Here is a 13,696-nt window from a genome sequence, read left to right on the forward strand (position 1 = left end):
CCCCATTTTATTAAAATAGCCTCTATTTGAGGCTATTTTTCTATTTGCATCTTATTTAAATCTGCATATTAAATCAGTGGGGGAATTTGCGGCTGAATAGGCACTTCAATCACCGTTGGGCCTTGGCGCTTAAATGCCTCACGGCAAGCCGCTTTGACCTCATCTACCGTCGTGGCTTTTAACGCCGTGCAACCATAACCTTTACCCAGCGCCACAATATCTAAGTTTGGAATATCCAGCCCCGGAACTCCTGGCGTTTCTTCTAACACCGCGAAGGATTTTAAAATGGCGTACTCGCTATTTCGTGGGATCACAAACACAATCGGTAAATTATGTTGTGCCGCACTCCATAGCCCTTGAATCGAATATTGCATCGAGCCATCACCAATAATCGACATCACAGGGCGGTGTCGACCACTGTCTTTTTCCGCTAAAGCAATTCCCACGCTTGCGGGTAAGTTCCAACCTAATGATCCACTGGCAAAGGTATAGAACGAATCCGGTGCATCAATTGGCCATTCACGATGTAATTCGCCGAGGTTTGACGGCGATTCTTCCACCAAGATAGTCTCTTTCGGGGAGACTTCTCTCAGCGCTTTAAACAGCTGTGCTGCACTTAATACCGTTGAATTCCCCGTCACCTCTGGCGCGGCAGGGTGTGAAGCCATACCATGGGGCTGTTTTTCAACCTTATTTTTCGCTGCTGCTCTGGCTTTCACTAACGGAGTTAGCCCTTCAATCGCGAGTACCGCATCACTGAGTAAGCTATCACCAACCGGTGCTCTTCCTACCTCAATAGGGTCATCGGTAATGTGCAGTAAACGCATGCCATCTGGCAAATAACTCCCTGCTACATAAGGATAATAACGGAAAACAGGCGCCCCAATAATCAGCGCCAAATCATGTCCTTTTAGCTTGTCTGACAACGGGCCCATCGCGAAAGGCAATCCACCCGCATATAATGGATGCGTTTCAGGGAACGGCGGGCGTTCAGAGGCAGGCGCTGCCCAAACCGGAATATTCAATTTTTCAGCTAGCGTAATGCCAGCATCCCACCCTTCTCCTCGCGCAATGGCTGAACCATAAATCAGCACTGGATTTTTGGCAGAATTCAGCGCACTCGCAAATGCCTGTAAACGCACAGGGTCATAACCTATGCGCTGGGAAACTTCACGCACAACCGCCTCTTGGGCAACGGCAGGTTTGTCCCAATCATCAAGGGGGATTGATAAGAAAACGGGTCCCGCTGGTGGCTGAAGCGCCATGGCATATGCCCGCATAAAAGCAGCTGGGACATCTTCCGCACGCTCCGGCTGGTAACTCCATTTGACCCATGGTTTTGGTAGGGTTTCAGGCTCAATATTGGTTAGCCAAGGTTCCATCAGCAACATTTCACGGGTTTGGTTACCCGCCGTGATAATCAGTGGCGTACGGTTCATATAGGCGGTCAGAATATTACTCATCCCATTACTTAGCCCCGCGGAAGTATGCAAGTTGACCATTGCCACTTTGCGCATTCCCTGAGCGTAACCGTCAGCTGCTGCTACAGCAGAAGCTTCATGTAATGTTTGGATATAACGAAAATCACTCGGAAAATCTTTTAAGAATGTCTCTTCAGTTGAACCAGGGTTACCGAAAATGGTCGTAATATTCAATTGGCGTAGTAAATCAAAAGTCACTTGGCGAATGGTTTTCTTCATTTAAAATACCCTAATTAAGATATCTGAATTAATCCCCATCATAACTAATCCCCCCAATGAAAAACATTTTCCTCTCAGAGAATGGATCTTATTTGAAACCTGAAGATTGTTTTTTATTTTATTTAAATACAATCAGTTAAATAAACATCTTGTTTCGATGATAACAATCCAATGGGAATAAATACTGCACTCTAAGATTTAATCCATATAAAGCATGAAAGACGCTTAAGAATATTAGTCTTTATACTAATCTAGACCTCAATTTTAAGCGGAAAAAGCAGATTCATCGCCAACAAAACTGACTAAAACGTGAGTTACGTTGCAATTTTTTAACATTCATTAACAATATAGCGGCTTTTATGTCACCCATCACATTTCCAACAATTACCACGACTTAGCGCCAGCGCTAATACACCAAAAGAGATGATGAAATCACGTTATTTTCCCGCCAGATGAGAGAAATTAAAATACATAATAAAATCAATTTGTTATTTTGTTATTATTTATTTCTTTGATTAAATCCCACTCTAGTAATGACTTAAACCAATCAATGAAAGTACTTTTTTCATACGATTTACTTAACTAAAGGTTATATCAACCTCAACAAAACTCATTGTTAAACAAAAGTTAAGCAAAGTAACTTCATTTAACACTAATGTTAAATTGCAAAAGTGAATGCTCTGGTAAACAAATGTGAGGTAAAAATAATGACACTAGATGCCAGCTATACGCTATTGTTTGCATGCTTAGCGCTGCTTATTGGGATGATTGTGGTGAAAATCAGCCCTTTTCTACAGAAAAACCATATTCCTGATGCTGTTGTCGGTGGATTTATTGTTGCTATCGTTTTATTAATTGTTGATAAAGCGGCAGGCTATACTTTCTCGTTTGATACCTCATTACAAAGCACATTGATGATCGCGTTCTTCTCATCAATTGGTTTAAGTTCAGATTTTTCGCGATTAATAAAAGGCGGGAAGCCTCTCGTTATTTTAACACTCGCAGTTACCATTTTAATTGTGATCCAAAACGCTGTGGGCATGGGTATGGCTGTCATGCTAAATGAAAGTCCATTTATCGGTCTGATTGCAGGTTCAATCACATTAACAGGCGGTCACGGAAACGCTGGTGCTTGGGGTCCTATCCTTGCCGATAAATATGGTGTAACAGGGGCTGTTGAGCTGGCGATGGCGTGTGCGACTATGGGCCTGGTTCTTGGTGGGCTTGTCGGTGGGCCAGTCGCGCGCCACTTACTGAAAAAAGTGACCATCCCAAAAGCAACTGAGCAAGAAAAAGAGACCATCCTTGAAGCATTTGAGCAACCAACAGTAAAAAGAAAAATCAACGCCAATAACATCATTGAAACCATTTCAATGCTGATTATCTGTATCGTTGCGGGTAGCTATATCAGTGAGTTAGTAAAAGATACACCAATGCACTTACCAACTTTCGTTTGGTGTCTTTTTGTCGGTATCATCATCCGTAACGTCTTAACCCACGTGTTTAAACATGAAGTTTTCGAACCAACCGTTGACGTTTTAGGTAGCGTGGCACTCTCGTTATTCCTTGCTATTGCGCTAATGTCATTGAAGTTTGGTCAATTAGCTAGCATGGCGGGTCCAGTATTAATCATTATTGCAGTACAAACCGTTGTGATGGTGCTATTCGCCTGCTTTGTCACATTCAAAATGATGGGCAGTGACTATGATGCTGTCGTTATCAGTGCGGGTCACTGTGGATTCGGAATGGGGGCAACGCCAACGGCAATCGCCAACATGCAAACCATTACTCGTGCATTCAGCCCATCACACAAAGCCTTCTTAGTTGTACCAATGGTCGGTGCTTTCCTGGTGGATATCACCAACAGTATCATCATCAAGCTATATATTGAATTAGGCGCAGCCATCGCATAATCCTCAATAGCATATGCTGGCTCATAACCAAAAGTATATGAGCCGGCATTTTTCATTTCTGGTAAGTGACCCCGATATCGGATCCATGAGATCTTTTTCTGTAGAATAAGAAAAAATGCAAAGTATTACATAGTTCTAACCATGGACGACCAATAATGAAGTTAAGGCACCTTGATATCTTTTATGCTGTGATGACCTGCGGTTCACTCACTCGAGCAGCAGAAGTTCTGCATATTTCCCAGCCAGCGGCGAGTAAAGCACTCAAACATGCTGAACAGCAATTGGGACTCGTTTTATTCCAACGGATCCGAGGGAAATTACTGCCAACAGATGAAGCCAATTTATTATTTGAAGAGGCAAAAGAGGTTTATCAGAATTTAGATAGACTCAGAATTTTGGCACAGAATTTATCTAGAAACCCACAAGGTAAGTTGGCTATTGGGTGTTTACCTAGCCTAGGGCTTAACTTAGTGCCTGAAGTCACCGCACTGTTTATTAAAAAGCATCCAAATATCAAACTCACTATTGGTACCCATCACACTACAGATATTTTGCAATTATTAACTCAACAAGATCTCGATATTGGTATCGCATTTAATTTGGCCATTGAAGGTGGGATCACCGTATTGCCTGTTGCTGATATTCCTCTCGTCTATGTGGATAGTCAGGCTCCCGCGAAATCTCCCGTCTCACTGGTGGATATCGACCAAGACCGCTGGATCCACCCAGGCTCCGACTCCCTCTCTCAACTGCTACAGCAGAGGCATGAGTTCCAAGAATCCAATATTAGCGTGCACACTTACCACATGGCTGCGGAGTTTGTTCGTGCAGGCCTAGGTTGCAGTATTACTGACATTTTTTCTGCAGAACATACCTTGCCAGAATCGATGATCTACCCTCTTAAAGAAAATTTGCATTTAGCCGTATCCGTTTTCCATCGAGCAGATAGACCGCTCACAAAAGCCGCACAAAATTATGTAAACACCTTGTCGCTAATACTAAAAAAACGCAACGCAGTAGTTAACCAAAAGTTATACTCCGGTGATGAAAACTCAATTGTTTAGTCTGACTATTCGCCGTTAAATGATAACTCCTAAGTTATTATTGGTTGCGGAATATTATGACTAAACATGTGGTAGTGATCGGTGCTGGAGTGATTGGATTAAGTACCGCATATGCTTTAATTAAAGCGGGTCAAACCGTCACATTAATTGAATCTGATTCTGACGTTGGCATGGAAACTAGCTTTGCCAATGGTGGACAATTAAGTTATCGCTATGTTTCGCCACTTGCGGATGCAGGCGTTCCATTACAAGGCTTACGCTGGATGGGTAAAAATGATTCCCCATTAAATTTAAGAATCGATTTTACATTACAGCAGCTTTCTTGGATGGCGCAATTCACCTTAGCCTGTAACCGCACCACCAATAAAATTAATGGCGCTCATTTATTACGATTATCGCTACTCAGTCAAAATGTCATGAATACGTGGCGTACGAATGGTGATATTTCCGATTTTGCTTGGGAAAAATCAGGAAAATTAATTATCCATCGCGAACAATCTAGCTTTAAAAAAGCCAGTGAAACCGTGGATAAGGAATTTCAAAAGGTTTTGAATGCCGATGAAATCGTTGAGTTAGAGCCTGCATTAAAAAATATTCAATCACAGTTAGTAGGTGCGATTTACGCTCCCGATGATGAAACCGCTGATTGTTATTTATTCTGCAAAAATATTCTGGCTTATTTATCAACACAGCCGCAATTTACATTATGCCTTGAGCACTCCGTCAAATCCTTTATTAAACTTGGCAATACCATTACGGGTGTAGAAACAAATCAAGGCTCAATTCAAGCAGACGATGTGGTGATTTGCGCAGGTAATGGTAGCCGTGAGTTATTAAAACCCCTTGGCATTGATGTACCAATTCTCGGTTTAAAAGGTTACAGCCTTAGTGTGGAATATCCACAAATGGCACATATCGTTCCTAAACTTAGCGTGACCGACTATGGCAATAAAATTGTCTACGCCAAACTAAATGATCAATTACGCATCGCTGCTATGGTCGATATTGGTTATGACAAATTTGGATTACGAGAAAACAGAATTTCTGCATTAAAAAATATTATTAAAAAAACATTCCCGGATTTACCTAAAATTGATAAAGCTGAAACATGGTGCGGTTTACGTCCGTCAACACCAAAGGGACCCCCAATGTTAGGTAAAACTACACACAGCAACTTATGGCTCAATGTGGGTCACGGCAGTTTAGGTTTTACATTAGCAGCGGGTAGCGCAGAGATATTAACTCAGCTCATTACCCAGCAACGCTCCCCTATTTCATTAGAAGGATTAACGAGGTAATTAATGTCCATTAAACGTAATAACCCAAAACCACGCTTAGCAGACAGCGTTGAATATGCTGGATTAGTTTACTTATCTGGACAAGTGCCTACGGATTTAACCGGAGATATTACCGCTCAAACCCAAGATGTATTAAACAAAATTGACGCACTATTAGCCGCTAGCAATAGCGATAAAACCCGTATTTTATCAGCTCAAGTGTGGGTAAAAGACATGAAGCGTGATTTTTCTGACTTTAATACCGTTTGGGAAAATTGGATGCCCGCTGAATTTAGCCCTGCTCGTGCCGCTGTTGAAGCGAATATGGCTCGAGATCAAGTACTCGTTGAAGTCATGGTGACCGCAGCACAACGCTAGTTTTAATTTATTCTATGGCATTCAAAAGACTAAATTTATTCTCTTGAATGCCTTTTTTATGCATTTTGTCATCATTTTTGTCCAATTCCCCTCTTAATAACTCTTTTTATTATCACTTCTAATAAAAAAAATGCTCTCCTCTTGGTTATTCCATCTACTATTATCTATATATATATTGAAATAATTGTTTGAAAAATAAAAATAAAACCAATGATTATCGGTTAGTTTTATACCAACGTGGAGAAATTACATGATCCAAACCGTCATTGAGCATGTTTTATCCAGATTACAGTCTCTCGGCATTAATGATATTTTTGGTGTTGCAGGTGATTATGCCTTTCCTATTAATGATGCCGTCTGCGCCTCCCCAAATTTACGTTGGATAGGAAACTGTAATGAATTAAATGCCGCCTATGCCGCAGATGGCTATGCCCGTTTAAAAGGCGCCGCAGCGCTTGCCACTACTTTCGCAGTTGGAGAGCTCAGTGCATTAAATGGCATTGCAGGGGCTTATGCAGAAAGATTACCTATTTTTCATTTAGTCGGTATGCCTGCCAGCCATATCCAAGAAAATCAGGCTATTATGCACCACACTTTAGGCGATGGTGATTTCGAGGTATTTTACAAAGTCGCTCAATCCTTTTCGTGTGCTCACGCGATTTTGACACCAGAAAACTGTGTCAGTGAAATGACCCGTTTAATGACTCAAGCTTTTGCGCAAAGACGCCCAGTTTATATTGGCATTCCGGCTGATCTCGCCGTAAAACGCATCGTTGTACAGAACATCAAACCGCTCACACTGCCAAGTAGTCGTCCTGATAACTTAAAAAAAGTCATCAGTTTGATAGTCAATAAACTCAGCCACAGCGAATCTCCATGCGCCTTACTGGGTTCACTCATATCACGGTTTGATTTAGTCAAAGAAGCAGAAGCATTTATTAAAGTCACTCAATTACCTTATGCCACCATGTTTATGGATAAAGGCGTTTTAAATGAAACCCACTCACAATATATAGGCATGTACAGTGGGCATTTAATGAATCCTACCATTGCTGAGTTTATTGATAGCTGCGATTGTATTATAAATATTGGCGCAGTAATGAGTGATGTGAATACAGGGTTTTTCACCGCAGATCTTCACACCAATAATATGATCCATATAATGGATAATTATGTGGTTATAGATTCAACGGTCTATTCTGATGTCTATATCTATGAGCTACTTTCTGAGCTAAAAGATATCCTGACATTTATTCCGAGTAACTCAATAAAAGTTCACGGCTTAGGCGAACCAACCAGCAATGATAACGGAAAAATAACTAGTCATTACTTATACCCGCGATTTGAAAAATTCATTAAGCAAAATGACATCGTGATAGCGGATACTGGGACATTTTCCATGGGGCTAGGCTTTGCACTTCTTCCTAAAGAAGTTTCTTTTCAAACTCAATCCCTATGGGCGTCGATTGGTTGGGCAACCCCTGCGGCACTAGGAGCAGCACTTGCCGCACCTCACCGGCGAGTGATCTTGGCTACCGGCGAAGGTTCCCATCAATTGACAGCGCAAGAAATTAGTTTATTTGCCCGCTGGGGGCTGAAACCACTGATTTTTGTTCTCAATAATGATGGTTATTTAATTGAGCGCCTTTTCTGCCATGAACCCGAGACCTATTACAACGATGTCCACCCCTGGAACTATGCCCAGCTTCCCGCTGCTCTTGGATGCAAAAATTGGTATTGCCAGAAAGTTACCACTTGCGATGAACTCAACCGAGTTCTCAATACACTCGAAAGAATAGATACTGCGGCTTATATTGAAATCATCACGGATAGATATGAAGCCTCAGATTTACTGCGAGCAATGGGAAAAATGATCAAGGCTGAGATACCAAAACATCTAAAATAATGACACTTAGCCCCCTAGGCTACGGAGGCTCACAATCATAAACGGAGAGATCCTCAGCGTCGCCTCCTGCGGATCCACCAAACTCCAACAATCACCAATACAATAATAGCTAGCCAAGAGAAATGCGGGTGAAATGGGAGCGCAAAGATAAGAGAGCTAACAAAGTAACCGATAGAAACAATCAAGCATCCCCAAATGGCGCCGCCAAGGATATTTAATGCAAAAAATCTGAGTGGATTTACCTTGCTGGCACCAATAATAATCGGTCCAACAGTTCTCATTCCATACGCAAAGCGGATCCCAATAATAATCCAATTTTCATGGCGTTGTATTAACTGCTGAACCCGTACAATCTTACTCTGATGTTTTTGAAATTTAGGCAATACCCGAGCACCAGCATAACGCCCGACAAAAAAAAGCACATTGTCACTGACGACACCACCAAGCGCGGCAAATAACATCGTCAAAGGATAAGAGAGTAATTGATTATGTGCGGCCACTCCCGATAGAAAAGCAGCCGTTTCCCCTTCGAGCATCGCGCCAAGAAATACGGCCCAATAGCCATATTCCATTAACCACTGAGTTAATACTTCAGACATAAGACCGAGATCCCTTCCTGAACAACTAATAATGGATATCTTTAGCTAAAATCTTAACACAGATAAAATTAAATTTTTGTTTGTATTCTTGGTAATTCAATAAGGTGGGAGCCTTACGGCTAAAACGAATGGCACATAAAAAAACTGCACTTAACGACAACTTAAGTGCAGGGGATCACGACGCATAAAATATAAATATAGACTATTTATTGTATAAGCTAGCATTGATTGAAATATCATTACCTTCACCTTCAGAGTTCACTGAGGTAATAATAAAGTATTTTGCGCCCGCTTCATCCGCTTTTTGTGAAACCGCATTCACATAATCCGTTGTGGTCGCTGCATTCATTACGATATTAATGTTGCCAACTAATTTCATTTCCATGGACTGAACATAATTAATCTCAGTTGCACTCATCGCAAATGGACTTAAAAACATCAAAGAAACCAATGCAATTTTTAATTTATTCATCAACATCACCTTTTATTAAAATAACGCCTTCATTTAATTACATTCTTTTAGAGAGTTAAATTATGAGTATCGTTAAAAGAATATTAATTTCCTGATAATATAAGACTATATTTACCTATTAAAATAAAGAATGTAGCGATGAATATCAAATTTAATATCGTGTGAAACTTAGCATAAATTGCTTTTATTTATGCGATTTCTGACGTTTTAAATCAGTACTAAAAATATGTCCCAGTATGATGCTAAAACGAATATAACGATGCCACTGACTTACCTAATTTTTTGGCTAGATCAGAAGAGGCATACCTATCCATGACTATCTCAATATAGGCTGCTGAATCCGCGACTTCCGCTTGTTTAATGGCAGCATCTAACTCATCGCAAGTGGTGACTTTTTGACAATACCAATCAGTGCAACCTAATGCAGCTGGCAATTGTGCATAATTCCACTGCGGTAAGTCGTTATAGTAAGCTTCAGGCTCTTTACATAATAATCGCTCAATTAAATAACCATCATTATTGAGTACAAAAACAATCGGCTTTAATCCAAAACGTGCAAACTGACTAATTTCTTGCGCTGTTAATTGGTGTGAACCTTCCCCCGTCACTAAGATCACACGCTTATTGGGTGCTGCTATTGCTGCGCCAAATGCCGCTGGCGTTGCCCAACCAATTGACCCCCATAATGTTTGGTTATGAAACTGAGCATCTTTAGGCAGTAAAGCAAAACCTAAACCCATTGATGCAGTTCCTGTTTCGGCCATCACAATATCCTGTTCCTTGAACATTTTCTCTAAACGCGGATACAGATATTGTGCGGTAATTTGACCATTATCGCCTTGTCGAGGCTCACCCAATCCTTGAGCTGCAATACCTTGATGTTTTAACGAAGGTGCTAATGTTTGCAGTTTATCCAATACCTCTTTCATCATCACATTTGGGTAAACCGCAGAACCTACTTTCACCTGATCCGCTAAAATATTAATACGTTGCTCAGTAGAGATAGATGCCGTAAAACTACCGGAGTTAAAGTCAGTTAATACTGCACCAATGCCTAAAATACAGTCGCAACTTTCAACAAACTCCCCAACTTGAGCATTCATTAATTTACCATTATAGATTCCTATATACGTCGGGTTAGATTCACTCACAATGCTTTTATCCATAAACATCGTGGTATACGGAAGACCTGTCTTATCAATAATTGTCTGCACATCATCCGAATACCCTAAACGCGCAGTGAGGATCCCCGGAATAATGCAGGCTTTTTGACTGGCATTAAGTTTATCTAAAATGGCATTCACTGCTGCATTGAGTGACTGCGCATCACTTTTCTGTGACTCAATTTTTTTATGTTTTCCATTGTCAATGACAGGCATCACAGCGTAATCAGATGGGAATCCCATATAGACAGGACGACGCTCTTTTAGGGCTGCTGCAATTAATCGCTCGGTTTCATCAATACAATTTTCTGGGGTCAATATCGCATGGGCGCAGCTTAAATGCTGGCTCATTTGATAAAACACACCAAAATCACCGTTACCTAAAGTGTGGTGAACAAGACGATGGTTTTTCTGGACACCACTCGCTGGCATGCCCACCAAATGAAAGACAGGTAAATGCTCAGCATAAGACCCCGCAAGACCATTCAATGCGCTGAGTTCACCTACACCAAATGTTGTCGAAAGTGCAGCAACACCTTTGATTCTTGCATAACCATCCGCGGCATAAGCGGCATTTAACTCATTACAATTACCAATCCAACGCAATGAGTCACTTTCACAAACGGCATCTTCAATAGGAAAAGCGTAGTCCCCCGCAACCCCAAAAATTTCGTTGATACCCAGCGCTTGCAAGCGTTCCAGAACATATTCGATAACCGTTTTCATGATGTAATTCCTAATAATAATTTATGCTGATTATTCAGCTTTGTATTATTACTAGCCCTAATATTGCATTAACGGAAATTATTTATAATCATCATTGCTATAACAAAATGTAATAGAGGTCACGATGGATATTCGAGGATTACGCTATTTTGTCGAGGTGATACAACAAAATAACTTTAGCCGAGCAGCGGATAAATTATGCGTCACCCAGCCAGCAATCAGCCGCAGTATTCAAAAACTAGAGCAAGAACTTGAAGTGACCTTACTGCTCCGAGAAACCGATGGCGTGAAACTGACCGATGATGGTGAGATTTTATTCCATCATGCTCAGCAAATTTTGGCGCAGTTCGACACTCTTAATAACGCACTAAAAGACAAATCGGGTCCACTCACTGGAGTTTTGAAAGTTGGTTTACCACCTGTAATCGCCTCAACCTATTTTGCCGATATCATCATGGCATTTAGTCAGAAATATCCTCAGGTTGAGTTGCAGATCATCGAATTAAGTTCAAACCATATGATGAATGCCATGCTCAAAGGAGATGTAGAAACGGCAGCGGTAATGTCACCATTTGATGATCAACAATTTAATTTATACCACTTTGCTACCGACCGATTGATGCTATTAGTGAGCGATAAACATCCATTAGCCACCCAAAATAACGTTAAATTTGCAGAACTTCTGAATGAGCCATTTATCTTTTTTCAAGATAGCTTCCGAATTAATGAATTAGTTGTGAGTGCTTGTGGGATCTATGGCAAAAAACCGAATATTGCAGGACGTAGTGGGCATTTAGATCTCGTGATGGCGATGGTGCGCGCAGGTGTCGGTATCACCTTACTCCCTGAAAGTATGTGGAAAAAGAACCATATTGAGGGGCTTTCCATTATTCCAATCATAGAGCCTATTCTAGCTTATGAGCTAGCACTGGCAACATTAAAAGAGTCCCATCCAAGCCGCCGAGCAATAGCATGGAATGAGTTAGCGTTAGAAATGCTGAATATGCACTCATCATTATGAACTATTACAATGGGTTATAACTGATAGACACCTTTAAGTTAGACAAACTTGTTTTAGGAAGACATATTGAGAATAACGCGACATGCAGAAATTGAAAGAAAAATGCGAGATTTTATCGGTGCCGGTTAAATAACCGACACCAGAGAAATTAACACCAGCGTTCTGCCGCCCATTCGGCCTGCTGTTGCGCATCGTGGAATGTCCAGGCCACAAAGCGACTGATTTTTTGCCCTTGCGCCATTTCAATGGTGCGAACTTCGGCCGCACCCACTTGCTTCAACGCGTGATAAATCGAAGGCAAGGTCGCGCTTTTAGAAATCAACGAGGTGAACCACAGGCAGTTTTGCGCCAGGCTCATGCTCTCCTCTACCATTTTACGTACAAAGGCTTCTTCACCGCCTTCACACCATAGCTCTTTATTTTTTCCACCAAAGTTCTGTACTGGCGTGCCGGCCTCCTCGCCTTTACCCAGCTTTTGCAGTTTGCGGCGGGTACTGGCTTGCGCTTCCTGTTCAGAGCTATGGAACGGAGGATTACACATTGTGGCATCAAATTTCTCCGCCACGCCGATGATGCCGTTCAAAATAAATTCAGGTTGTTTTTGCAAACGCAGACGCACGCCGTTTCTCAGCGTCGGATTCATCTGCACGATCATTTTGGCCGCATTGAGTGATGCTGGTTCAACCTCCGAACCGGTAAAACGCCAGCCGTATTCACGCAGACCAATGATCGGATAAATACAGTTGGCGCCAACACCCACATCAAGGATAGCCACGCCTTTACCGCGTGGGATCTCACCGCCGTTGCTGGTCGCCAGCAAGTCAGCCAGATGGTGTAAATAATCGGCACGCCCGGGGATCGGTGGACACAGATAACCAGCGGGAATGTCCCAATGTTCGATGCCATAAAAATGTTGCAGCAACGCACGGTTAAGCATTTTAACCGCCGTAGGATCGGCAAAATCTACAGAGATGTCACCCCAAGCGTTCGGTTTGACGAACGGCTCCAGTGCCGGGCAACTGGCGATCAGTGCTGGGAAATCATAGCGCGAGCGATGACGGTTACGCGGGTGTAAGCCGCTTTTCTGCTGCGGGAAGGTTTTCTTTTTTTCCACCGTGACGGGCTCTCTTAAAGGTATTTCTGACGCGTACGATACCATATACCCTAGCGCTTTCAAGTTGCAGGTAGGCGACAAGCGAAGATAGGCGGGGAGCATAGATAAACTATGTGACTCGGCGAGCTGAGCGTATAGCTCAGTGACCAGGCATCGACCTAATTGGCGTAACTGTTTCAACTCATGTAACTCAACTTACCACGCAATAACATTTTGAGGTAAATTCCCCGTTATTAGCAGTACAAGTTTTCCCTTAACTGGGCTACTATGAGGGTCGCAAACGCCCTTTCAACTTTCCGCGAATTCACCCTAACAACAAGATAAAATAGCGTTTACGCCGAAAGTCAAAAGCCCATAAATACA

General features: G+C 41.9%; 11 protein-coding genes. 6 read left to right on the top strand and 5 right to left on the bottom strand.

Annotation, left to right across the window (positions count from 1 at the left end):
* Nucleotides 1-68: 68 nt before the first annotated feature.
* Nucleotides 69-1,700, bottom strand: coding sequence for a benzoylformate decarboxylase (gene mdlC / locus HFU86_RS15175; RefSeq protein ID WP_132496776.1), 1,632 nt, complete (start codon nt 1,698-1,700; stop codon nt 69-71).
* A 707-nt stretch (nt 1,701-2,407) separates the two neighbouring features.
* Here mdlC and gltS point away from each other — a divergent pair.
* The 5 genes from gltS (at nt 2,408) to HFU86_RS15200 (ending at nt 8,238) form a co-directional block, all read left to right on the top strand.
* Nucleotides 2,408-3,613: a sodium/glutamate symporter gene (gltS, locus tag HFU86_RS15180; RefSeq protein ID WP_036955698.1), complete on the top strand. Its 1,206-nt coding sequence runs from the start codon at nt 2,408-2,410 to the stop codon at nt 3,611-3,613.
* Nucleotides 3,614-3,768: 155 nt separating this feature from the next.
* A complete protein-coding gene (locus HFU86_RS15185) occupies nt 3,769-4,677 on the top strand; it encodes a LysR family transcriptional regulator (protein ID WP_036955699.1) in 909 nt (302 codons plus the stop codon).
* Between the two features lie 56 nt (nt 4,678-4,733).
* Nucleotides 4,734-5,975, top strand: a complete 1,242-nt coding sequence (locus HFU86_RS15190) for a D-amino acid dehydrogenase (RefSeq protein ID WP_187129597.1) — start codon at nt 4,734-4,736, stop codon at nt 5,973-5,975.
* Between the two features lie 3 nt (nt 5,976-5,978).
* Nucleotides 5,979-6,332 (top strand): RidA family protein, encoded by a 354-nt coding sequence (locus tag HFU86_RS15195; protein ID WP_187129598.1) that lies wholly within the window; start codon nt 5,979-5,981, stop codon nt 6,330-6,332.
* A 250-nt stretch (nt 6,333-6,582) separates the two neighbouring features.
* Entirely contained in the window at nt 6,583-8,238 is a 1,656-nt protein-coding gene (locus HFU86_RS15200) for an alpha-keto acid decarboxylase family protein (RefSeq protein WP_187129599.1), read from the top strand.
* A gap of 53 nt (nt 8,239-8,291) precedes the next feature.
* Here the strand turns inward: HFU86_RS15200 and HFU86_RS15205 are convergent, their stop codons facing one another.
* The 3 genes from HFU86_RS15205 to HFU86_RS15215 all read right to left on the bottom strand — a co-directional run bounded on the left by HFU86_RS15205 (nt 8,292) and on the right by HFU86_RS15215 (nt 11,198).
* Nucleotides 8,292-8,837: a DedA family protein gene (locus HFU86_RS15205; protein WP_036955717.1), complete on the bottom strand. Its 546-nt coding sequence runs from the start codon at nt 8,835-8,837 to the stop codon at nt 8,292-8,294.
* Nucleotides 8,838-9,039: 202 nt separating this feature from the next.
* Nucleotides 9,040-9,309 carry a DUF1471 domain-containing protein gene (locus HFU86_RS15210; RefSeq protein WP_108478370.1) on the bottom strand — a complete coding sequence of 90 codons (270 nt, stop codon included), beginning with the start codon at nt 9,307-9,309 and terminating at the stop codon, nt 9,040-9,042.
* Between the two features lie 242 nt (nt 9,310-9,551).
* Nucleotides 9,552-11,198, bottom strand: a complete 1,647-nt coding sequence (locus HFU86_RS15215) for an alpha-keto acid decarboxylase family protein (RefSeq protein WP_187129600.1) — start codon at nt 11,196-11,198, stop codon at nt 9,552-9,554.
* Between the two features lie 124 nt (nt 11,199-11,322).
* Here HFU86_RS15215 and HFU86_RS15220 point away from each other — a divergent pair, with 124 nt between their 5' ends.
* Nucleotides 11,323-12,219, top strand: a complete 897-nt coding sequence (locus HFU86_RS15220) for a LysR family transcriptional regulator (RefSeq protein WP_187129601.1) — start codon at nt 11,323-11,325, stop codon at nt 12,217-12,219.
* Between the two features lie 148 nt (nt 12,220-12,367).
* On the opposite strand, the gene rlmF is transcribed toward HFU86_RS15220, so the two are convergent.
* Nucleotides 12,368-13,333 carry a 23S rRNA (adenine(1618)-N(6))-methyltransferase RlmF gene (rlmF, locus tag HFU86_RS15225; RefSeq protein WP_187129602.1) on the bottom strand — a complete coding sequence of 322 codons (966 nt, stop codon included), beginning with the start codon at nt 13,331-13,333 and terminating at the stop codon, nt 12,368-12,370.
* Nucleotides 13,334-13,696: the final 363 nt, after the last annotated feature.

Source organism: Providencia sp. JUb39 (assembly GCF_012272845.1).
GTDB lineage: Bacteria > Pseudomonadota > Gammaproteobacteria > Enterobacterales > Enterobacteriaceae > Providencia > Providencia lanzhouensis.